Consider the following 20176-nt stretch of genomic DNA (forward strand, 5'->3'; position numbering starts at 1 on the left):
AGGATCGGTGATCATGACGCGACAGGACTGGATGCGGTGGCACGACGCCTACGACGAGCCGGGCTCCTCGCTGAAGGATCGCCTCGACGTCGTCCGCGCGTGGGTGGGCAGGGCGCTCGACGAGGGCGCGTCGCGCGTGGTCAGCATGTGCGCCGGGCAGGGGCGCGACCTGCTGCCGGTGCTGGCCGCGCACCCCAGGCGCGGTCAGGTGCGGGCCCGGCTGGTCGAGCTGGACGAGCGCATCGCCGCCACCGCCAGGGCCGCCGCCCCCGAGGGGGTCGAGGTGGTGTGCGGGGACGCGTCCGTCACCGACGCGTACGCCGGCGCCGTGCCGGCGGATCTCGTGCTGGCCTGCGGCATCTTCGGGAACATCACCGACGACGACATCCGCCGCACGGCCGCCACCCTGCCGCGGCTCTGCGCCCCCGGGGCGATGGTGATCTGGACCAGGGGCCGGCACGCGCCCGACCTGGTGCCGGCGATCTGCGAGTGGTTCGAGGAGTGCGGGTTCGAGCGGGTGGCCGTCGAGGGCGAGGGCACGAAGTACGGGATCGGCGTGCACCGCTACACCGGGCCGCCGGTGGCGCTGGAGCCCGGCACGCGGATGTTCACTTTCGTCCGTTAGCCGCCGCGGTGGTCGCGGTCAGCGGGTGACGGCGCGGTACAGGTCGCGGGTGAGCGTGGTGGTGCGCTTGACCGAGGAGCTCCACGTGCCGCCCGCCGGGTGTGCCGTGAGCACCGCCATGATGTAGCGGTCGCCCTGCCCCACGAGGCCGGTCGTGTGCAGGACGGGGCGGCCGTAGTCGGGGACGCCCGAGCCGGTGGCGTGCTGGGCGATCCACGAGATGGGGGCCCCGATCGCCTTGGCGTCGCGCGCGTAGGAGAACACCGCCGGGCTCGTGTTCCGGGACGCGGCCGTCGCCGTTCTGGCGTCGCACCTGACCGGCGGCGTCGTGCCGAAGCCCGACCAGCCCTGCTTGACCGCCCACGGCCGGGGCACCCCATCAGGGATGCCGAAGGTCTGGTCGAAGCCGTCGGTGCCGCACGGCGTGGAGCGGCGCAGGTGGCCGAGGATGGTGTCGCGGACCCGGGGCTCGGCGCGGTCGAGCAGGTAGCGGTAGGTGCGCACGATGTCGTACGCGCTCAGCGAGGTGTAGCCCCAGAACCCGGGCTTGGAGGCGGGCGGCGGCGCGGTGTCGGACAGGCCGAGCCTGCGGGCCTGCCGCACGATGATCTGCCCCTTGCCGAGGCGGTCCCAGAAGGCGGAGGCGGCGTCGTCGTCGCTGGAGCGCAGCATGACCTTCAGCAGCCTGGCGTCGGCGGCGGGCACGCTCGTGCGCCCTTCCAGGTAGTCGATCGCGATGAGGATCTTGACGACGGAGGCGGAGCGGTACTTCCGGTGCGCGTTGCGGGTGGCGACGATCTTGCCGGCCTGCCGGTCGAAGACCACCCAGGCCGCGGTCGTGCCGGCGGGGACCCGAGGGGGCGCGCCGGCATGGGTGGCGGCGTGGGCGGGGGCCGCCAGGGCGGCCACGGCGAGGGGGACGACGGCCAGGGGCATGATTCGCACCCGCTATAACTACCAGATTTCGCCGGCCCACCCTTGACCGACCAACGAAAACGGGTATAAACACAGAAGAAACCAACCCGAAACGGCGGTGAACCAACATCATGTACGCCGAGGAGCGGCAGCAGGAGATCCTGCGGAGAGCGCGGGCCTCGGGCCGCGTCGACGTGGTGACGCTGGCCGCCGAGCTCGACGTGACCACCGAGACGATTCGCCGCGACCTGACGGCGCTGGAGCGGGCGGGAGTGCTGCGCCGCGTGCACGGGGGCGCGATCCCCGTGGAGCGGCTGGGGTTCGAGCCCGCGCTGGCCACCCGCGACGAGGTCATGACGGCCGAGAAGGAGCGCATCGCGAAGGCGGCGCTGGCCGAGCTGCCCGAGGACGGGTCCGTGATCATCGACGCGGGCACCACGACGGGCCGCCTGGTGCAGGTGCTGCCCGCCGACCGGGAGCTGACCGTCGTGGTCAACTCCCCGCCGCTGGCCACCGTGCTGGCCGCCCGCCCCAACCTGCACGTGATCATGCTGGGCGGCCGGGTGCGCGGCAAGACCCTCGCCACGGTCGACGACTGGGCGCTGCGCCCGCTGGCCTACCTCAACGTGGACGTGGCGTTCATGGCCACCAACGGCTGCTCGGCGGCGCGCGGCCTGACCACGCCCGACCCGGCCGAGGCGGCGATCAAGCGGGCCATGGTCAAGGCGGCGCAGCGCAGCGTGCTGCTGGCCGACCACACGAAGTTCGGCGACACGTACCTGTCCACGTTCGCCGAGCTGAGCGAGATCGACGTGGTGATCACCGACACCGGGCTGGACGTGTCGCTGGCCGCCGACCTGGCGGCGGCCGGGCCGGAGGTGATCAGGGCGTGATCCTCACCCTGACGCTCAACCCGAGCCTCGATCGCACGATCGAGATCGCCTCCCTCGACCGGGGCGCGGTGATCCGCGCCGCCGCCGCGCACCTCGACCCCGGCGGCAAGGGGGTGAACGTCTCGCGCGCCCTGCTGGCCAACGCCGTCACCAGCCGCGCCGTGGTCCCGTACGGCGGCGACGAGGGCAGGCAGCTCATCGGCCTGCTGGCCGCCGAGGGCCTCGACATGGTGACCGTCCCGGTGACGGGCCGCACCCGCTCGAACGTGACGCTCGCCGAGCCCGACGGCACCATCACCAAGATCAACGAGCCGGGCACCGCGCTGTCGCCCGCCGAGCTCGACACGGTCGCCGAGGCCGTGCTGGCCGCCGCCCACTCCGGCGGGCACGAGGCCGACTGGGTGGTGGCGTCCGGGAGCCTGCCACCCGAGGTGCCCTCCGACGTGTACGCGCGGCTGTGCCGCAGGTTCGCCGGCGCGGGCATCCACGTGGCCGTCGACACCAGCGGCCCCGCGCTGTCCTGCGCGCTCGGCGCCGCGCCCGCCCTGGTCAAGCCGAACCTGGAGGAGCTGTCGGCGGCGACCGGCATGCCGATCCGCTGCCTGGGCGACGTGGCGGGCGCGGCGGCCAAGCTGCGGGCGGCCGGGGCGCGTACCGTGCTGGCCAGCCTCGGCGCCGACGGCGCGGTGCTCGTCGAGGACGGCGGCAGCTGGTACGGCGAGGCGGCCGTGACCGAGCCGCGCAGCTCCGTCGGCGCGGGCGACGCCATGCTGGCCGGCTTCCTCGCCGCGGGCGGCCACGGCCCCGACGCTCTCCGGCAGGCGCTGGCCTGGGGCGCCGCCGCCGTCCGCCTGCCCGGCAGCCGCATGCCGGGGCCGGGCGACATCGACCTCGACGCCGTCACCGTCGGCCTGCCCGACCCCGCCCGCCCGCTCTCGACCGCCCTGCCCGCCCCCCTCACCTGACCCTCCCGACCTCGGCGTTTCCCCACAGAAAGCGGCTGCTCGACCCCCCAGAAGGAGCACGTCCATGGCCGACACCTACACCCCTCCGGTCACCGGGACCGGAGTCAAGGCCACCATCCAGCGCATCGGCGGTCATCTGGCCGGCATGATCATGCCGAACATCGGCGCGTTCATCGCCTGGGGCCTGATCACCGCCCTGTTCATCCCGACCGGCTGGTTGCCCAACGAGTCGCTGGCGAAGATGGTCGGCCCGATCATCGGCACCCTGCTCCCGGTCCTCATCGCCTATACCGGCGGCCGGATGGTGCACGGGCAGCGCGGGGCGGTCGTCGGCGCGGTGGCGGTGATGGGCGTCGTGGTGGGCACCGAGTCCCCGATGTTCCTCGGCGCCATGATCATCGGCCCGCTCACCGCCCTGATCCTGAAATATGTGGACAGGTTCACGGAGGAGCGGACCAAGGCCGGCTTCGAGATGCTGGTGGACAACTTCTCCGCCGGCATCGTGGGCGGCGCGATGGCCGTCGTCGGCTTCTACGGCATCGGCCCGATCGTCCAGGCCGTCACCACCGCCGCCGGCAACGCCGTCGAATGGCTGATCACCAACAACCTGCTGCCGATCGCCTCCGTGCTGATCGAGCCGGCCAAGGTGCTGTTCCTCAACAACGCCATCAACCACGGCGTGCTGAGCCCGCTCGGCGTGGCCGAGGCCGCCGAGTCGGGCAAGTCGATCCTGTTCATGCTGGAGTCGAACCCGGGGCCGGGCCTCGGGCTGCTGCTGGCGTTCCTGCTGTTCGGCCCGCGCGCGATGCGGCCGAGCACGCCCGCCGCGATGATCATCCACTTCTTCGGCGGCATCCACGAGATCTACTTCCCGTACGTCCTCATGAAGCCCCGCCTCATCCTGGCCGTGATCGCGGGCGGCGCCGCCGGCGTGTTCACGTTCATGGTCACCGGCGCCGGGCTGGTCGCCACGCCCTCGCCCGGCAGCATCTTCGCCTACCTCGCGGTCACCCCGAAGGGCGGCTGGCTCGGCTCCAGCCTGGGGATCCTCGTGGCGACCGGCGTGAGCTTCGCCGTCGCCGCCGTCCTGCTGGGCTTCGGCAGGGGCGAGAAGGCCGAAGCGGCCGAGACGGAACCCATCGCTGAAACCACCAAGGAGAGCTGAGCCATGGCAGGCATCGACAGCAAGGACATCCACAAGGTCATCGTGGCCTGCGACGCGGGCATGGGCAGCAGCGTCATGCTCGCCTCCACGCTCAAGAAGCAGCTCAAGGGCACCGGCGTGACCGTCGAGCACACCCCGGTCAACTCCATCCCGGACGACGCCGACGTGATCGTCTGCCACGCGGGCCTGGCCGCACGTGCGAAGGCGGCCGCTCCGGGGAAGGTACTGGTGTCGTTCCAGATCTTCCTCGGCGACCCGGCGGTGACCCGGCTGGTGAACACCATCAAGAACGGCGGCACGGTCGATGCGTGACGACCTGCTCGACCCGCGCGCCGTGCTGCTGCACGAGAGCGCCCCCGACCGCGAGGCGGCCGTGCGCCGCTGCGGCCGGGCGCTGGCCGACGTGGGCGCGGTCGCCGAGCCGTACGTCGAGGCGATGCTGGAGCGCGAGCGCTCCCTGTCCACGTACGTCGGCGAGGGCGTCGCCATCCCGCACGGCACGAACGCCTCCAAAGGGGACGTCCTGCGCGACGCGATCTGCGTGGTGCGCTTCCCCGGCGGAATCGACTGGGACGGCGAGCACGTCACGCTGTGCGTCGGCATCGCCGCCAAAGACAACGGTCACGTGCCGCTGCTCGCGGCGCTGGCCGAGATCCTGCTCGACCCCGACCGGGCGCGGGCACTGCGCGAGGCCACCGAGGTCTCTGACGTGATCAAGGAGTTGACGGCATGAAGGTCGCGCGTTTCCACGCGCCCGGCGACATCAGGATCGAGGACGCCCCCGAGCCGGTCGCCGGCCCCGGCGAGCTGAAGATCCGCGTACGCAACTGCTCCACCTGCGGCACCGACGCGAAGATCTACAAGTTCGGCCACCACCACATCGTGCCGCCGCGCGTGATGGGCCACGAGATCGCCGGCGAGGTGGTGGACACGGGCGCCCGGGTGCAGGTGATCGCCGCGATCCCGTGCGGCACCTGCCCCGACTGCGTGGCCGGCCGCCGCACGGTGTGCCCGAACCAGGAGTCGATGGGCTACCACTACGACGGCGGGTTCGCCGAATACATGATCATCCCGGCGAAGGTGCTGGCCGTGGACGGCGTCAACGCCATCCCCGACGGCGTCGGCTTCGCGGAGGCGTCGGTGGCCGAGCCGCTGGCGTGCGTGCTCAACGGCCAGACGCTGGCCCGCGTCGGCCCCGGCGACGACGTCGTCGTGATGGGCGCCGGCCCGATCGGCTGCCTGCACGTCCGGCTGGCGCGGGCGCGCGGCGCCCACCGGGTCTTCCTCGTGGACGTCAACGCCGAACGCCTGGCGATGGCCGCCGAGCTCGTCCGTCCCGACGCGGCCATCGACGCCGACCCCGTCGAGCAGGTGCTGAAGCTGACCGGCGGCCGGGGCGCCGACGTGGTGATCACGGCGGCGGCGTCGGGCGCGGCGCAGGAGCAGGCGGTGCGCATGGCCGCCCGCCAGGGGCGCGTCAGCTTCTTCGGCGGGCTGCCCAAGGACGACCCGATCATCTCGCTCGACTCGAACCTCGTGCACTACCGGGAGCTGACCATCGTCGGCGCGAACGGCTCCAGCCCCGCCCACAACGCCGAGGCGCTGCGGCTTGTGGCCGAGGGCGCCGTACCGGTGTCGGACCTGATCACCCACCGGCTGCCGCTGCCGCGCGTGCTGGACGGGATCGACCTGGTCAGCCGGGGCGCGGCCATCAAGGTCACCATCGAACCCTAGGAGGAGGGCGTCATGGCGCAGCGAACGGTGGTCGTGGCCTCGGCCAGCGGCCTGCACGCGCGGCCGGCGAAGCTGTTCGTGCAGGCGGCGGTGAAGGCGGGGGTTCCGGTGACGATCCGGGCCGGGGAAAAGAAGGCGGTGCCGGCCAAGAGCATGCTCGGGGTGCTGTCGCTCGGCGTCGTCCAGGGCACGGAGGTCACGCTGGAGGCGGACGGGCCGGGGGCGGAGGAGGCGCTGGACGCGCTGGCCGCGCTGCTGTCCCGCGACCTGGACGCGGAAGAGGCCCTCGATGCCTGACCGCAGCCCGGGGGAAAGGCCGCCGACGCCTGACCGCGGCCCGAGGCCCCCGGCGTCTGACGGCGGGCCCTGGGAGGGGGCCGCCGGGCGGTTGAGCGGGCTCGGGGTCAGTCAGGGGCGGGCGGCCGGGCCGATGATCCGGCTGGCCGACCCGCCCGAGCTGCCCGCCCCGCGCCCCGTCGCCGACCCGGGCGCGGAGGCGGCCACGGTGGCGAAGGCGCTGGCGGCGGTGGCCGCCGAGCTGAACCGGCGGGCGCTGGCGGCCGGCGGCGAGGCGGCCGAGATCCTGGAGGCCCTCGCCATGATCGCCGAGGACCCGATGCTGCTGGAGGAGGCCGAGCGGCTCACCGGCGACGGCCACGACGCCGCCCACGCCCTCGACGCCGCCTTCGCCAAGCACCGCGAGGCCCTGGCCGCGCTCGGCGGCTACCTGGGCGAGCGGGCCGCCGACCTCGACGACCTCAGGCACCGCGCGATCGCCGCCGCGCTCGGCCTGCCCATGCCGGGCCTGCCCTCCCCCGGCCATCCGTACGTGCTGGTCGCCACCGACCTCTCCCCCGCCGACACGGCCGGCCTCGGCCCCGACGTGCTGGCCCTGGTCACCGAGCACGGCGGCCCCACCAGCCACACGGCGATCCTGGCCAGAGGCAGAGGGCTGCCCGCCGTCGTGGCCTGCGCGGGCGTCATGGACCTGGCCGACGGCACGGTGATCGGCGTGGACGGCGGCACCGGCGAGATCGCCATCGGCCTCACCGAGAGCGAGACGGCCGAGGTCGGCCAGGCGGAGGACGCCCGCAGGGCCCGCCTCAGGACGAGCCGCGGCCCGGGCCGGACCGCCGACGGGCACCCGGTGCGGCTGCTGCTCAACATCGGCTCGGCCGCCGACCTGGAGCGGGACGCGGCGCAGGCCGACGCCGAGGGGGTGGGGCTGTTCAGGACCGAGTTCCTGTTCCTCGACCGCAAGCAGGCGCCGTCGTTCGAGGAGCAGGTGGCGGCGTACGCCGACGTGTTCTCCGGCACTGAGCAGGTGGTGGTGCGCACGCTCGACGCCGGCACTGACAAGCCGCTGCCCTTCCTCGGCCTGCCGCAGGAGCAGAACCCGGCGCTGGGCGTGCGCGGCCTGCGCGTGGACCGGCTGCTGCCCGGCGTCCTCGACACCCAGCTCGACGCGATCGCCGAGGCGGCCCGCAGCACCGGCGCCGAGCCGTGGGTGATGGCCCCCATGGTCACCACCGTCGGCGAGGCGAGCGACTTCGCCCGCCGCGCCCGCGCCAGGGGCATCGGGCGGGTGGGCGTGATGGTGGAGGTGCCGGCGGCGGCGCTGCGCGCGGGCCGGCTGCTGCAGGAGGTCGACTTCCTCAGCATCGGCACGAACGACCTGGCCCAGTACACCTTCGCCGCCGACCGCCAGCACTCCGCCCTCGCCGACCTCCTGGACCCGCGCCAGCCCGCCCTGCTGGAGCTGATCGCGCTGTGCGCGGAGGCGGGCCGGCGGGCGGGCAAGCCGGTCGGGGTGTGCGGCGAGGCGGCGGGCGACCCGCTGCTCGCGCCGCTGCTGGTGGGGCTGGGCGTGACGAGCCTGTCCATGGCGCCGGTGTGCGTGCCGGCGGTCAGGGAGGCGCTGGCGGGCCTCACGCTGGACGAGTGCCGCGACCGCGCCCAGGCCGCCCTCGACTGACGACGGCGGCGCGCAGCGGGCGGGTCAGGTGGCGGGTTCGGGGTTGTGGGCGCGCAGGCGGAGCCGGTCGTCCTCCACGTCCACCGTCACCTTCCCGTGCTCGGCCACCTCCCCGGTGAGCAGCATCGTGGACAGCCGGTTGTCCAGCTCCCGCTGCACCGTCCGCCGCAGCGGCCGGGCGCCGAACTCGGGCTGGTAGCCGCGCCCGGCCAGCCAGTCCTTGGCCGCGTCGGTGACCTCCAGCGTCACGTCCTGGCCGCGCAGCCGCTGCCGGGTGCGCTCCAGCAGCAGGTCCACGATCTGGCGGAGCTGGTCGCGTTCGAGCCGCTTGAAGACGATCGTCTCGTCGATGCGGTTGAGCAGCTCGGGCCGCAGGGAGCGCCGCAGCAGGTCCATGACCTGCCGCTCGATGTCGCCGGTGGCCTCCAGGATGAGCTGGGCGCCGATGTTGCTGGTCATGATGACGATGGTGTTGGTGAAGTCGACGGTGCGGCCCTGCCCGTCGGTGAGGCGGCCGTCGTCGAGCATCTGCAGCAGGATGTTCATGACGTCGGGGTGGGCCTTCTCGATCTCGTCGAGCAGGATCACGCCGTGCGGGCGGCGCCGCACGGCCTCGGTGAGCTGCCCGGCCTCCTCGTAGCCGACGTATCCGGGCGGCGCGCCGATGAGCCGGGAGACGGTGTGCCGCTCCTGGAACTCGCTCATGTCGATGCGCACCATGTGGTCCTCGCCGCCGAACAGCGCCGCCGCGAGGGCCCTGGCCAGCTCGGTCTTGCCGACCCCGGTGGGCCCGAGGAACAGGAGGCTGCCGATCGGGCGGTTCGGGTCGGACAGGCCCGCCCGGGCGCGGCGGACGGCCTCCGCGATGGCGGTGACGGCCTCGCCCTGGCCGATGACGCGCTCGTGCAGGTGCTCCTCCAGCCGCATGAGGCGGTCGCGCTCCTGCTCGGTGAGCTGGGTGACGGGGATGCCGGTGCGCCGGGAGACGACCTCGGCGATGTCCTCCACCATCACCTGGGGTGCCTCGTCGGTGCCGTGCCTGGCCCGCTCCAGCTCGGGGCGGAGCTTGTCGATCTGGGTGGTCAGCTCCTTGGCGCGGTCGAAGTCGTCGCGGGAGACGGCCTGGTCCTTGTCGCGGCGCAGCGCGTCGAGGCGTTCCTCCAGCTCCCGTACGTCGCTGCCGGGCGTGCGGGAGCGCAGCCGGACCCGGGCCGATGCCTGGTCGACGAGGTCGATGGCCTTGTCGGGCAGGAACCGGTCGGAGATGTAGCGGTCCGACAGGGCGGCCGCGGCGTGCAGCGCCTCGTCGGTGATGCGGACCTGGTGGTGCGCCTCGTACGCGTCGCGCAGCCCGGCCAGGATCTCGACCGTCTGCTCCACGGTGGGCTCGGGGACGAGGATCGGCTGGAAGCGGCGTTCGAGTGCGGCGTCCTTCTCGATGTTCTTGCGGTACTCGTCAATGGTGGTGGCGGCCACGACGTGCAGTTCGCCGCGGGCGAGGGCGGGCTTGAGGATGTTGGCGGCGTCCATGCCGCCCTCGGCGGAGCCGGCGCCGACCAGGGTGTGGACCTCGTCGATGAAGACGACGATCTCGTCGGCGTGCGCCCGCACCTCGTCGATGACCTTCTTGATGCGTTCCTCGAACTCGCCGCGGTACTTGGAGCCGGCGACCATGCCGGTCAGGTCGAGCGCGACGACGCGGCGGTCCTTGAGCGTGTCGGGGACGCTGCCGTTCACGATGCGCTGGGCGATGCCCTCGACGATCGCGGTCTTGCCGACGCCGGGCTCGCCGATCAGGCACGGGTTGTTCTTGGTGCGCCGCGACAGCACCTCGATGCACTGCTCGATCTCGTCCTCGCGGCCCACGACCGGGTCGATGCGGCCCTGCCGGGCCTCCTCGGTGAGGTCGCGGCCGTACTCGTCGAGCGAGGGGGTGTCGGTGGCGCGGCGGCCGTCGCCGCTCCCGGCGGGTCCGGACATCAGGGCCTGTTGCAGCTCGTTCGCCGAGACGCCCTGCTCGCGCAGGAGGCGGGCGGCGGTGGAGTCGGGGTTGGCGGCCAGCGCGAGCAGCAGGTGCTCGGGGCCGATGTACGACGACCGCAGGGCGCGCGAGATGCGCTGGGCGTCGAGGATGGCCCGTTTGGTGGCCGGCGACAGCGTGGCCGGCGGCTCCGTGGCCTCGCCGGGCCCGGCGGTGGCGTCGATGCGGTCGCGCAGCCGCCCCGTGTCCACGCCCGCGGTGCGCAGCAGCGCCTGCCCGGAGCCGGTGTCGATCAGCGCGTCGAGCAGGTCGAGCACGTCGAGATCGGCGGCGCCGCGCTGCCCGGCGCCCTCCACGGCCCGGCTCAGCACCTCTCGCGCCTCGGCGCTGAGCAGCTTGCCCACATCGACCCGCTGGATGCCGGGCCGGGCCGGCGGCCAGCCCTCCATCCCGCCGAACACCCGGCCGGTGAGCTCCTCGAACCCGCGGAACGGGTCCCCGCCGAAGAACGATCTGAACGGCATGTCCGACATAACGTGTCCCCCTCGTGCTCAGGGGACATCTAGCCGCCGCCACCGCCCGTCATTGCCAGCAATCGGCAAAGCCTTGCGCGGGCCTCACTCCGTCGCGACGAGGTCGATGACCGGCGTGTCGCCGGAGACGAGCTCCAGCGTGCGCCGCGCCGTTCCGGGGTTCTCCAGCAGCGCCATGATGACGGCCGCCACGTCGTCGCGCGGCACCGCGCCCGGCGGCACCTCGGGGGCCAGCCGCACCAGCCCGGTGCCCGGCTCGTCGGTCAGGCGGCCCGGCCGCAGGATCGTCCAGGCCAGGTCGCGGGCGCGCAGGTCGTCCTCGGCCTCGGTCTTCGCCTTGATATAGGCGGCCCACACCTCGTCACGGCCGGGCGCGGGCGGCTTGCCGGCCCCCATCGAGGAGATCTGGATGAAGCGCCGCACGCCGGCCCGCTCGGCCGCGTCGGCGAGCAGCACGGACGCGCCCCGGTCGACGGTGTCCTTGCGTGCCGCGCCGCTGCCGGGGCCCGCGCCGGCGGCGAAGACGACCGCGTCGGCGCCCTCGACGATCCGGGTGACCTCCTCGACGCTCGCCCGCTCCAGGTCGCACAGCACGGCCTCGGCCCCGGTCGCCTCGACGTCGGCGACGTGCGCCGGATTGCGTACGATGCCGACCGCCCCCGACTTGAGCCGGGCGGCCAGCCGCAGCGCGATCTTGCCGTGTCCCCCCGCGATGATGATCCGCATGGGGGCCATGGTGTCATGGACGCATGCACGACTTCCCGGAGGCACCCACGCCCGCGTTCCTGTTCGACCTCGACGGCACCCTGATCGACAGCGTCTACCAGCACGTGGTGGCCTGGCGGCAGGCGCTGTCCGGGATGGGCATCGACCTGTCGGTGTGGCGCATCCACCGCCGCATCGGCATGAGCGGCGGGCTGTTCGTCAGCGCGCTGCTGCGCGAGACCGGGCTCAAGCTGACCCGGGAGCAGATCGACGAGCTGCAGACCCACCACGCCGACGCCTACGAGCAGCAGGTCCACTCGGTCAAGCCGCTGCCCGGCGCGACGGAGCTGCTGGGCGAGCTGACCGCGCGCGGCGTTCCGTGGGCGATCTGCACCAGCGGGTACGCCCGCACCGCCCGCCTCGCGCTCGGCATGCTGGACCTGCCGGAGGACACCCCGATGGTGACGCGTGACCTGGTGCGGCGGGCCAAGCCGGACCCCGACCTGTTCCTCGCCGGAGCGGCGCTGGTGCGGGTGGACCCGGCGCACGCCATGGTGGTGGGCGACAGCGTGTGGGACCTGCTGGCCGCCCGCCGGGCCGGCGCGCTCGGCATCGGGCTGCTGTCCGGCGGGTATGGCAGGGACGAGCTGGAGCGGGCGGGCGCGTTCCGCGTGTACGCCGACCCGGCGGACATGCTGGACCGCCTCGACGAGCTCGGCGTCCGCCAGAGCGACTGAGCAGGACGACTGAGCAGGGCGACTGAGCAGGGTCACCGTCACGGGAATATCCCCGCGAACCCCCGAGCTGGATCATGCGTATTCCCCGAAGAGGAGCTGAGATGGACTTGGCAGACATCGGCGTCACCGGTCTGGCGACCATGGGGCGCAACCTGGCCAGGAACCTGGCCAGGCACGGCTACTCGGTGGCCGTGCACAACCGCTCGCACGGCCGTACCGAGCAGCTGGTGAAGGAGTTCGGCGGCGAGGGCACGTTCATCCCGTCGGAGGACCTCGCCGCGTTCGTGGCGTCGCTGAAGCGGCCGCGGCGCGCGATCATCATGGTGAAGGCGGGCGCCGGCACCGACGCGGTGATCGACCAGCTCGCCGACCTGATGGAGCCCGGCGACATGATCGTCGACGGCGGCAACGCGCACTTCGAGGACACGCGGCGGCGCGAGGCGGCGCTGCGCGAGCGCGGCCTGCACTTCGTCGGCACCGGCATCTCCGGCGGCGAGGAGGGCGCGCTGAACGGCCCGAGCATCATGCCGGGCGGCTCGAAGGAGTCGTGGGAGGCGCTGGGCCCGATCCTCCAGGACATCGCGGCCAAGGTGGACGGCGTGCCGTGTTCGGTGCACGTGGGCCCCGACGGCGCCGGGCACTTCGTGAAGATGGTGCACAACGGCATCGAGTACTCCGACATGCAGCTCATCGCGGAGTCGTACGACCTGCTGCGGCAGGCTCTGGGCGCGACGCCGGCGGAGCTGGCCGAGGTGTTCAGGGAGTGGAACCGCGGCGAGCTCGACTCCTACCTGATCGAGATCACCGCCGAGGTGCTCGACCAGGTGGACGCCGAGACGGGCAAGCCGTTCGTGGACCTCGTGGTGGACCAGGCGGAGCAGAAGGGCACCGGCCGCTGGACCGTGCAGAGCGCCCTCGACCTGGGCGTGCCGGTGACGGGCATCGCGGAGGCCACGTTCGCGCGGGCGCTGTCGGGCCACCCGGAGCAGCGGGCCGCGGCGCGCTCGCTGGCCGGCCCCGACCTGTCCGGGGTCGGCGGGCGCGAGCTGATCGAGGACGTGCGGCAGGCCCTGTACGCCTCCAAGATCGTCGCCTACGCGCAGGGCTTCGACCAGATGGCGGCGGCCTCGAAGGAGTACGGCTGGGACCTCGACCTGGGCGCCATGGCCACGATCTGGCGGGGCGGGTGCATCATCAGGGCCAAGTTCCTCGACCGGATCAGGGCGGCCTACGACGCGAACCCGAACCTGCCGACGCTGCTGGCCGACCCGACGTTCGCGGGCGCGCTGGAGGCGGCGCAGGAGTCGTGGCGGCGCGTGGTGACGACGGCGGTGCAGATCGGCGTGCCGACGCCCGGCTTCTCCTCGGCCCTGGCCTACTACGACGGGCTGCGCCGCGACCGCCTCCCGGCGGCGCTGGTGCAGGGACTGCGCGACTTCTTCGGCGCGCACACCTACCGGCGGGTGGACAAGGAGGGCACCTTCCACACCGACTGGTCCGGCGACCGTACGGAGCGGCCGGCGTAGCCCCCGTCCGTCAGCAGGTCCGTCTGAAGGGTCAGCGCCCGCCGATCACCGGGTTGGCGAGCGCGGTGACCACGCAGAAGCCGAGCGGTCCGGCGGTGTCGTGCATGGTCACCTGGCCGGTCGCGACGCCGCCGGCGCTCACGTGCCCGGTGGCCTCGACCCCGATCAGGTCGCTCTCGGGGAGCCTGGCCAGCGTCAGCGTGTAGTCGGCGTTGATGAAGCGCAGGCCGCCGGGCTGGGTGTTGGCGAGCGGGCTGGCGAAGTCGGCGGCCAGCGCGGCGCGGACGAACGGGGTCAGCGGCTCGTCGTCCACCAGCGGGTGCCGCTCGCGCATCCACGCCCGCCCCTGCGCGTCGAAGGGCGTCACCCACCACAGGTCGAACGGCGGGCGCCAGCCGTCGCCCTCGACCGGCGGCGCGGCGGGCGGCGCCTGGTCCCAGGCGGGCGTGACGAGCGAGCGCTCGCCGTCGGGCTGCTCGCTCTCGCGCAGCAGCACCGCGCTCGCCCGCGCGATCACGCCCTGCTCGGTGGAGAGCACGGCGTCGGCCACCCGGATCCGGCGGCCGTTCCTGACCAGCGTGGTCTCGACGGTGACGGGCAGCATCGGGCTGTTGCGGAACAGGTCGACGGTCAGGCGGGCGAAGCGCAGGCCGGGCTCGGCGTGGTGCTCTTCGAGGCTGCGGGCGGCCAGCCCGCCGAGCAGGCGGCCGTGGAGCATGTCGGGGGACCAGGGGCCTCGGGCGTGCGGAGCGGGGACGAGCTCGTCCCGCTTGCGCGTGAAGAACGCTGACGTCACAGAACGATATTCTAGTCAGAGATCGGCGCTCCCGTCAGCGGCCGGCAGTCCAGGCAGCGGCCGGCAATTCGGACAGCGGTCGGCAGTCCGGGCAGCGGCCGGCAGTTCGGGCAGCGGTCGGCTCTTCAGACGGTGATCGGCTTTCTAGACGGCGCTCAGGCGGTTGCCGAGCGCGCGCAGCCGTTCCTTCAGCTCGACCGGCTCCAGCACCTCGAAGTCCACGTCGAGGAAGGCCACGACGACGGCCATCATGTGCGGGTCGTCGCCGCGCAGGCTCAGCAGGCACCGCTCGCCGTCCAGCGGCTCGACGGTGCCGGAGACCCGGCCCGCCACCCGCTCGGCGGGCGCGTGCAGCAGGAAACGGGCCTCGATCGGCCACATCTCGTGCGCCAGCCGGCGCCGCACCCACGCGGCCACGTCGGGCTCGGGCGGCTCGCGCGGCGCGAAGCGGGGGCCGTTGGGGGTGCGCAGCCGCATCCGGTCGGCACGGAAGGTGCGCCAGTCGCGGCGGTCGGTGTCCCACGCGACGAGGTACCAGCGGTTGCCCTTGCTGACCAGCCCGTACGGCTCCACCCTGCGGCAGGCGGCCGCGCCGTCGTGGCCGGTGTAGTCGAAGCGCAGCTGCTCGCGGTCGCGGCAGGCGGCGGCGACGCGGGTCAGCACGTCGGCGTCCACCGTGGGGCCTGCGCGGTTGATCCGCACCGTGTGGGTCTGCAGCGTGTTGACCCGGTGGCGCAGGCGGGCCGGCAGCACCTGCTCCAGCTTGGCCAGCGCGCGCAGCGAGGTCTCCTCGATGCCGGTCACGGTGCCGTTCGCCGCCGTCCGCAGCCCCACCGCGACCGCCACGGCCTCCTCGTCGTCGAGCAGCAGCGGCGGCAGGTCGGCGCCCGCGGCCAGCCGGTAACCGCCCGCCACGCCCGGCGCCGAGTGCACCGGGTAGCCGAGGGCGCGCAGCCGCTCCACGTCGCGGCGCACCGTCCTCGGGGCCACGCCCAGCCGCTCCGCCAGGTCGGCGCTCGACCAGTCGCGCCGGGTCTGCAGGAGGGACAGCAGGCGCAGGAGTCGCGCGGACGTGTGCAGCACGCCGTCCATTGTGGCCCGTAACTGGCCGCGATGCCGCCTACCGTGCTGCGCATGAACCCCTTCGTCATCGACATTCCCCAGGACCGGCTCGACGACCTGCGCGAGCGCCTGGAGCGCACCATCTGGCCCCACGCGATCGAGGAGAGCGCCTGGTCGTACGGGGTGCCGCCACGGGCGGTGCGCGAGCTGGCCGCGTACTGGCTGGACGGCTACGACTGGCGCGCCCACGAGGCGCGGCTGAACGCGCTGCCGCAGTACACGACCGAGATCGACGGGCAGCCCGTGCACTTCGCGCACGTCCGCTCGGCCCGCCCCGGCGCGCTGCCGCTGCTGCTCACGCACGGCTGGCCCAGCACGTTCGCCGACTTCGCGCGGGTGGCCGGGCCGCTCAGCGCGGACTTCCACCTCGTCATCCCGTCCATCCCCGGCTTCGCCTTCTCCGGGCCCACCCGCACCCCCGGCTGGGGCGTGCGGCGGGTGGCCGCCGCGTGGATCACGCTGATGGACCGGCTCGGGTACGACCGGTTCGGCGTGCAGGGCGGCGACTTCGGCTCGCTCATCTCGGCCGCCGTCGCCAGGGCCGCCCCCGGCCGGGTCGCCGGGGTGCACCTGAACGCCTCGGTGACCGCGTTCCCCACCGACGACCTGTCCGGGCTGACGGAGGAGGAGCGGGCGCGCGCCGACGGCGTCGCCGAGTGGCAGGAGCACTCCGGGTACGCCGTCATCCAGGGCACCCGGCCGCAGACCCTCGCCTACGCCCTCACCGACTCCCCCGCCGGGCTGCTCGCCTGGAACCTCGACGCGTTCGCCTCCTGGGGCCAGGACGACGGCGGGCTCGCCCCCGACGACATCCTCACCAACGTGACCATCTACTGGTTCACCGGCACCGCGGGCACCGCCGGCCGCCTCTACAAGGAGAGCGCCCCCGACTGGGCGCCGCCCCCCGCACCCGACCCGACGCCCACCGGCATCGCCGTCTTCCCCGGCGACACCACCGTGCGGCGCTACGCCGAGCAGGTGCACAACGTGGTGCACTGGTCGGAGCCGCCGCGTGGCGGCCACTACGCCGCGCTCCAGGCGCCCGACCTGCTCGCCGCGGACGTGCGGACGTTCTTCACCGGGCTGGCCTGACGGGCCTGCCTCATGGGCCGGCCTGACGCGCTTTCCGGTCCGGCTTTCCTGCCGGGCGGCGGGTCCGTATGCTCCGGTGGATGCGCGATCTAGGAGAGGACCCCCGGCCGGTCCGGGGAGCGGTACGCGAGATCCACTCACTGCGGGAGGCCGTCACCCTGGCCTACTCCCCCGACCTCGACGGCCTGGCCGACCCCGGGGAGATCGTCTGGGCGTGGGTCCCGTACGAGGAGGACCCGTCCCGGGGCAAGGACCGGCCGCTGCTGGTCGTGGGCCGCACGGGCCGCCGGCTGCTCGCCATGATGCTCTCCAGCAAGGGCGACGACGGGCCCGACTGGCTGGAGCTGGGCGCGTGGGGCCGCGACGGGCGGGTGTCGTACCTGCGGCTGGACCGGGTGTTCGTGCTGGACGAGGACGACATCAGGCGCGAGGGCGCGGTGCTCGACGGCGACCGGTTCGCCCGGGTCGCGGCCCGGCTCATGAAGACGCACGGATGGGGTGCGGACCGGTGAGGCTCACGCCGCGGGCGCGCTCGTTCGTGGCGGGGCTGCTGGTGGCCAACAGCGCCCCGCACCTGGCCACCGCCGTCACCGGGCACCGCCACCTGACACCGCTGGCCGGGCGCGGCTCAGGGCCGGCGGTCAACCTGCTGTGGGGCGCGGCCAACCTGGCCGGCGGGCTGGCGCTGCTGCGCTCGGCGGCCCGGGCCGAACGGCCCGGCGACACGTGGGACTCCCGGCTGGTCGCCTTCGAGAGCGGCTGCGTCACGTTCGCCGCGTGGATGGCGCTCACGGAACGGCTCTTCCCGATGAACCACGGCGAGTCTTGACCGGGACGGCTCTTCCCCACGCCTCACGGCGGGTCGTGAGAGGTCCCCGCCGGTGATCCGGGTGCCGGAGGCGTTCGCGCGGGCGACGGTCGAGCGGGAGGGCCAGGCCGGTGCGGGCTGGGTGGCCGAGCTGCCCGGGATCGTGGCGGAGCTGCTGGAGCGGTGGGCGTGCGTGCCCGGCGGCGAGGTGCGGCACGGCGGCGTCGGCGTGATCGTGCCCGTGCGGCGGGCGGGCGGCGACGCCGTGGTCAAGGCCGTGATCAAGGTGTCGTTCCCGCACCCGGGCAACGTGCACGAGCCGGACGCCTTCGCCGCCTGGCGCGGGCGCGGCGCCGTCCGGCTGTTCGAGCGCGCCGACGAGCGCTACGCCATGCTGCTGGAGCGGGCGCGCCCGGCCACGCTGGCGGAGTGCGGCGACGTGGAGGAGATGGTGACGGTGGCGGGGCGGCTCAGCCGCCGGCTGGCGATCCCCGCGCCGCCCGGCCTGCCCCGGCTGCGCGAGCAGGCCGGCGAGTGGGAGGAGGAGCTGCTCAAGGACGCCGCGGAGCTGCCGCACGCGCTGCCCGCCCGTGTGGTCGGGGCCGCCGTGGCCACCGCCCGCGAGCTGGGCCCCGCGCAGCCGGACCTCCTCGTACACGGCGACCTGCACCCCAGGAACATCCTGCGGGCGAGCCGCGAGCCGTGGCTGGCCGTCGATCCCAAGGGGTACGTGGGGGATCCCGCCTACGACGGCGGCACGCTGCTGAAGGCGCTCGGGCTCAAGCTCGTGGAGACCGGCGACCTGCCCGCGGCCGTGCGCCGCGCTCTCGACGGCTTCGCGGAGGCGGCCGGGCTCGATCGCGGGCGGGTGGGGCGGTGGGCGCAGTTCCACGCCGTGCGGGCCGGGTTCTGGGGCCGGCGCCACGGGTTCCGCCTCGCGCGCGGCGGCCCCGGCCTGGACCGGCTCACCCGCCTCGCGGACCGCCTGGCCGAGCTGCTGACGGAGCCCCTGTCGACGCCTCCGGCGAAGCGGCCGCGGGCGTCCTGAAGAACGCGGCGACGCGCAGGCCGAGCCAGATCAGCAGGGCGAGCACGCCCACCAGCAGGTACTCGATGACGGGGATCCTGACGATCTCGCCCGCCGCGCCGGCGAGGTCGCCGCGCAGCCCGTACACGAGCACGACGGCGCCGGCGTAGCAGGCGGCCAGCACCCACCGGACGGCGGCCGGCAGGCCGAGCCCGTGCATCTGCGTGACGACGAACACCCCCAGGAAGCCGAACAGGAACATCGGCCAGATCCCGCCGGGGCCCGAGGTCATGACGGCCACGAGCGTGCCGTGCACGGCGACGGTGGCCTCCAGCGTGAACGTCCACCAGCGGTTGGTGTGCGCCCTGGTCAGGAAGAGCGAGCCCTGGAGGAGCAGCAGGAACATGTAGAAGAAGCCGATCAGGTGGCCGGAGGTGGCCTCGGCCGGGTGGTACCAGAAGGTGTAGACGGCGGCCCAGCTGAACAGGTAGCCGTGGTAGCGGCGGGCGAGGTCCACGACGGCCCGGCCGAGCGGCACGGGCCTGCCGAGGAAGAGGCCGCGCCGCCGGTTCTCCATGAGCAGCACGACGACGAGCAGCAGGATCACCGAGCCCTGCGAGCTGTAGATCGACACGTCCTGCGCCAGCCCGTCGTAGAACAGGTGGGTCTGCAGGACGTGCAGGGCGACGAAGCCGGTGTTCACGGCCAGGGCGGCGACGTTGACCGGGTGCAGGCCGTTGGTGTAGCGGCGGACCCTGGTCTGGGCGTAGTGGATGAGCCACCAGAAGGCGAGCTGGTGGGCCGCGTAGCCGAGCCAGGCCGACAGGCGGGTCCACAGGGTGGGGTGCGGGAGCTTCCAGTAGTACCAGGACGCGCCCTGGTCGGGCAGCAGCTCGATGCCCTGCAGCCGTCCGCCGAGCAGCCAGATCAGGCCCGTCATGGCCGCGCTTGCCGCCACGCCGATGAGCAGGGCGCGGCCCGCGCCGACGTTCCGCAGCGCCGTCATGGGGGGCTCCGTTCAGGTATTTCCATCATGGAATGTTTCTGTCATGGAATGATAATCGGCATGACGGACGAAGGGGACGCGCCCGGCGCGTTCGAGCTGATGGTGATGATGCGGGCGCTGAACGTGGAGAGCGACCGGTTCGCCGAGCGCTTCGCCGCGCGGCACGGGCTGCACCGCACGGACCTCAACGCCCTCGTCGTCATCCTCGACGCGGCCCGCGCCGGCACGCCGCTCACCCCGGGCGGCCTCGGCGCCGCGCTCAACCTCAGCCCGCCCGCCACGACCGCCCTGATCGACCGGCTGGAGCAGGCCGGGCACGTCGAGCGGCGGCGCAGCGCCACCGACCGGCGCAAGGTCGAGGTCACGCTGAACGAGCAGGCGGCCCGGCTGGCCCGCCGCTTCTTCGCCCCGCTCGGACGCCACCTGACGGAGGCGATCGAGACGTTCACGGACGAGGAGCGGCAGGTCATCGGGCGCTTCCTCGACCTCGGCATCAAGGCGACGGCGGCGGCCAGGGCGGAGACGGCTTCCCGATGAGCACGATCGTCGTCACGGGCGGCACGCGGGGCCT

Annotated in this window: 22 protein-coding genes; 16 read left to right on the top strand and 6 right to left on the bottom strand. The window is 73.7% G+C overall.

Translation table 11 applies throughout. The features are described 5' to 3' along the window. The first annotated feature begins 13 nt into the window (after positions 1-13). Positions 14-625 (top strand): class I SAM-dependent methyltransferase, encoded by a 612-nt coding sequence (locus tag HCN51_RS35345; protein WP_168015722.1) that lies wholly within the window; start codon positions 14-16, stop codon positions 623-625. Between the two features lie 18 nt (positions 626-643). On the opposite strand, the gene HCN51_RS35350 is transcribed toward HCN51_RS35345, so the two are convergent. Continuing rightward, positions 644-1561, bottom strand: a complete 918-nt coding sequence (locus HCN51_RS35350; RefSeq protein WP_168015838.1) for a D-alanyl-D-alanine carboxypeptidase family protein — start codon at positions 1559-1561, stop codon at positions 644-646. A 110-nt stretch (positions 1562-1671) separates the two neighbouring features. On the opposite strand from HCN51_RS35350, the gene HCN51_RS35355 reads away from it, so the two are divergent. From HCN51_RS35355 to ptsP, 8 genes are all read left to right on the top strand, one after another. Next, the gene (locus tag HCN51_RS35355; protein WP_168015724.1) at positions 1672-2433 is read left to right on the top strand and encodes a DeoR/GlpR family DNA-binding transcription regulator; all 762 of its coding nucleotides are present in this window, start codon (positions 1672-1674) and stop codon (positions 2431-2433) included. After that, the gene (pfkB, locus tag HCN51_RS35360) at positions 2430-3398 is read left to right on the top strand and encodes a 1-phosphofructokinase (RefSeq protein WP_168015726.1); all 969 of its coding nucleotides are present in this window, start codon (positions 2430-2432) and stop codon (positions 3396-3398) included. Before HCN51_RS35355 ends, pfkB begins: the two co-directional genes overlap by 4 nt. A 64-nt stretch (positions 3399-3462) precedes the next feature. After that, a complete protein-coding gene (mtlA, locus tag HCN51_RS35365) occupies positions 3463-4563 on the top strand; it encodes a mannitol-specific PTS transporter subunit IIC (protein WP_080040378.1) in 1101 nt (366 codons plus the stop codon). A gap of 3 nt (positions 4564-4566) precedes the next feature. Beyond that, positions 4567-4875 (top strand): PTS sugar transporter subunit IIBC family protein, encoded by a 309-nt coding sequence (locus HCN51_RS35370; protein WP_168015728.1) that lies wholly within the window; start codon positions 4567-4569, stop codon positions 4873-4875. After that, a complete protein-coding gene (locus tag HCN51_RS35375; RefSeq protein ID WP_168015730.1) occupies positions 4868-5296 on the top strand; it encodes a PTS mannitol transporter subunit IIA in 429 nt (142 codons plus the stop codon). The genes HCN51_RS35370 and HCN51_RS35375 overlap by 8 nt, the downstream gene beginning before the upstream one ends. Further along, on the top strand, positions 5293-6297 hold the full coding sequence (locus tag HCN51_RS35380) for a zinc-dependent dehydrogenase (RefSeq protein ID WP_168015732.1): 1005 nt from the start codon (positions 5293-5295) through the stop codon (positions 6295-6297). The genes HCN51_RS35375 and HCN51_RS35380 overlap by 4 nt, the downstream gene beginning before the upstream one ends. 12 nt (positions 6298-6309) lie before the next feature. After that, positions 6310-6594 carry an HPr family phosphocarrier protein gene (locus tag HCN51_RS35385; protein ID WP_168015734.1) on the top strand — a complete coding sequence of 95 codons (285 nt, stop codon included), beginning with the start codon at positions 6310-6312 and terminating at the stop codon, positions 6592-6594. A gap of 91 nt (positions 6595-6685) precedes the next feature. Then, on the top strand, positions 6686-8272 hold the full coding sequence (gene ptsP, locus HCN51_RS35390) for a phosphoenolpyruvate--protein phosphotransferase (protein ID WP_240973579.1): 1587 nt from the start codon (positions 6686-6688) through the stop codon (positions 8270-8272). A 24-nt stretch (positions 8273-8296) separates the two neighbouring features. On the opposite strand, the gene HCN51_RS35395 is transcribed toward ptsP, so the two are convergent. Beyond that, positions 8297-10786, bottom strand: a complete 2490-nt coding sequence (locus tag HCN51_RS35395) for an ATP-dependent Clp protease ATP-binding subunit (protein WP_168015737.1) — start codon at positions 10784-10786, stop codon at positions 8297-8299. An 84-nt stretch (positions 10787-10870) separates the two neighbouring features. Beyond that, on the bottom strand, positions 10871-11512 hold the full coding sequence (locus HCN51_RS35400) for an SDR family oxidoreductase (protein WP_168015739.1): 642 nt from the start codon (positions 11510-11512) through the stop codon (positions 10871-10873). Between the two features lie 23 nt (positions 11513-11535). Here HCN51_RS35400 and HCN51_RS35405 point away from each other — a divergent pair, with 23 nt between their 5' ends. Both HCN51_RS35405 and gndA read left to right on the top strand, forming a co-directional pair. After that, positions 11536-12228: an HAD family hydrolase gene (locus tag HCN51_RS35405; RefSeq protein ID WP_080040386.1), complete on the top strand. Its 693-nt coding sequence runs from the start codon at positions 11536-11538 to the stop codon at positions 12226-12228. 101 nt (positions 12229-12329) lie between these two features. Then, positions 12330-13754, top strand: coding sequence for an NADP-dependent phosphogluconate dehydrogenase (gene gndA / locus HCN51_RS35410; RefSeq protein WP_206068265.1), 1425 nt, complete (start codon positions 12330-12332; stop codon positions 13752-13754). A gap of 31 nt (positions 13755-13785) precedes the next feature. Here the strand turns inward: gndA and HCN51_RS35415 are convergent, their stop codons facing one another. Both HCN51_RS35415 and HCN51_RS35420 read right to left on the bottom strand, forming a co-directional pair. Beyond that, positions 13786-14550 (bottom strand): acyl-CoA thioesterase domain-containing protein, encoded by a 765-nt coding sequence (locus HCN51_RS35415; RefSeq protein WP_346433903.1) that lies wholly within the window; start codon positions 14548-14550, stop codon positions 13786-13788. A gap of 144 nt (positions 14551-14694) precedes the next feature. Next, positions 14695-15633, bottom strand: coding sequence for a WYL domain-containing protein (locus HCN51_RS35420; protein ID WP_168015743.1), 939 nt, complete (start codon positions 15631-15633; stop codon positions 14695-14697). 51 nt (positions 15634-15684) lie between these two features. On the opposite strand from HCN51_RS35420, the gene HCN51_RS35425 reads away from it, so the two are divergent. The 4 genes from HCN51_RS35425 (at position 15685) to HCN51_RS35440 (ending at position 18620) form a co-directional block, all read left to right on the top strand. Next, positions 15685-16764, top strand: a complete 1080-nt coding sequence (locus tag HCN51_RS35425) for an epoxide hydrolase family protein (RefSeq protein ID WP_168015745.1) — start codon at positions 15685-15687, stop codon at positions 16762-16764. Between the two features lie 80 nt (positions 16765-16844). After that, the gene (locus tag HCN51_RS35430; RefSeq protein WP_080040390.1) at positions 16845-17276 is read left to right on the top strand and encodes a type II toxin-antitoxin system PemK/MazF family toxin; all 432 of its coding nucleotides are present in this window, start codon (positions 16845-16847) and stop codon (positions 17274-17276) included. After that, a complete protein-coding gene (locus HCN51_RS35435) occupies positions 17273-17593 on the top strand; it encodes a hypothetical protein (RefSeq protein ID WP_168015747.1) in 321 nt (106 codons plus the stop codon). Before HCN51_RS35430 ends, HCN51_RS35435 begins: the two co-directional genes overlap by 4 nt. Positions 17594-17645: 52 nt before the next feature. Beyond that, on the top strand, positions 17646-18620 hold the full coding sequence (locus HCN51_RS35440) for an aminoglycoside phosphotransferase family protein (protein ID WP_168015749.1): 975 nt from the start codon (positions 17646-17648) through the stop codon (positions 18618-18620). Here HCN51_RS35440 and HCN51_RS35445 read toward each other — a convergent pair. Beyond that, positions 18538-19605: a hypothetical protein gene (locus tag HCN51_RS35445; protein WP_240973580.1), complete on the bottom strand. Its 1068-nt coding sequence runs from the start codon at positions 19603-19605 to the stop codon at positions 18538-18540. The genes HCN51_RS35440 and HCN51_RS35445 overlap by 83 nt on opposite strands. Positions 19606-19665: 60 nt before the next feature. Here HCN51_RS35445 and HCN51_RS35450 point away from each other — a divergent pair, with 60 nt between their 5' ends. Then, positions 19666-20142 carry a MarR family winged helix-turn-helix transcriptional regulator gene (locus tag HCN51_RS35450; protein ID WP_168015751.1) on the top strand — a complete coding sequence of 159 codons (477 nt, stop codon included), beginning with the start codon at positions 19666-19668 and terminating at the stop codon, positions 20140-20142. The last annotated feature ends 34 nt before the right edge of the window (positions 20143-20176 follow it).

Origin of the sequence: Nonomuraea composti (assembly GCF_012034275.1) — a bacterium.
Taxonomy (GTDB): domain Bacteria; phylum Actinomycetota; class Actinomycetes; order Streptosporangiales; family Streptosporangiaceae; genus Nonomuraea; species Nonomuraea composti.

Bases quoted from the DNA above. Each gene is read 5' to 3' on its own strand.
- HCN51_RS35345 (WP_168015722.1), top strand. From the start codon at position 14: ATGACGCGACAGGACTGGATGCGGTGGCACGACGCCTACGACGAGCCG.
- HCN51_RS35350 (WP_168015838.1), bottom strand. From the start codon at position 1,561: ATGCCCCTGGCCGTCGTCCCCCTCGCCGTGGCCGCCCTGGCGGCCCCC.
- HCN51_RS35355 (WP_168015724.1), top strand. From the start codon at position 1,672: ATGTACGCCGAGGAGCGGCAGCAGGAGATCCTGCGGAGAGCGCGGGCC.
- mtlA (WP_080040378.1), top strand. From the start codon at position 3,463: ATGGCCGACACCTACACCCCTCCGGTCACCGGGACCGGAGTCAAGGCC.
- HCN51_RS35370 (WP_168015728.1), top strand. From the start codon at position 4,567: ATGGCAGGCATCGACAGCAAGGACATCCACAAGGTCATCGTGGCCTGC.
- HCN51_RS35375 (WP_168015730.1), top strand. From the start codon at position 4,868: ATGCGTGACGACCTGCTCGACCCGCGCGCCGTGCTGCTGCACGAGAGC.
- HCN51_RS35380 (WP_168015732.1), top strand. From the start codon at position 5,293: ATGAAGGTCGCGCGTTTCCACGCGCCCGGCGACATCAGGATCGAGGAC.
- HCN51_RS35385 (WP_168015734.1), top strand. From the start codon at position 6,310: ATGGCGCAGCGAACGGTGGTCGTGGCCTCGGCCAGCGGCCTGCACGCG.
- HCN51_RS35395 (WP_168015737.1), bottom strand. From the start codon at position 10,786: ATGTCGGACATGCCGTTCAGATCGTTCTTCGGCGGGGACCCGTTCCGC.
- HCN51_RS35400 (WP_168015739.1), bottom strand. From the start codon at position 11,512: ATGCGGATCATCATCGCGGGGGGACACGGCAAGATCGCGCTGCGGCTG.
- HCN51_RS35405 (WP_080040386.1), top strand. From the start codon at position 11,536: ATGCACGACTTCCCGGAGGCACCCACGCCCGCGTTCCTGTTCGACCTC.
- gndA (WP_206068265.1), top strand. From the start codon at position 12,330: ATGGACTTGGCAGACATCGGCGTCACCGGTCTGGCGACCATGGGGCGC.
- HCN51_RS35425 (WP_168015745.1), top strand. From the start codon at position 15,685: ATGAACCCCTTCGTCATCGACATTCCCCAGGACCGGCTCGACGACCTG.
- HCN51_RS35430 (WP_080040390.1), top strand. From the start codon at position 16,845: ATGCGCGATCTAGGAGAGGACCCCCGGCCGGTCCGGGGAGCGGTACGC.
- HCN51_RS35445 (WP_240973580.1), bottom strand. From the start codon at position 19,605: ATGACGGCGCTGCGGAACGTCGGCGCGGGCCGCGCCCTGCTCATCGGC.
- HCN51_RS35450 (WP_168015751.1), top strand. From the start codon at position 19,666: ATGACGGACGAAGGGGACGCGCCCGGCGCGTTCGAGCTGATGGTGATG.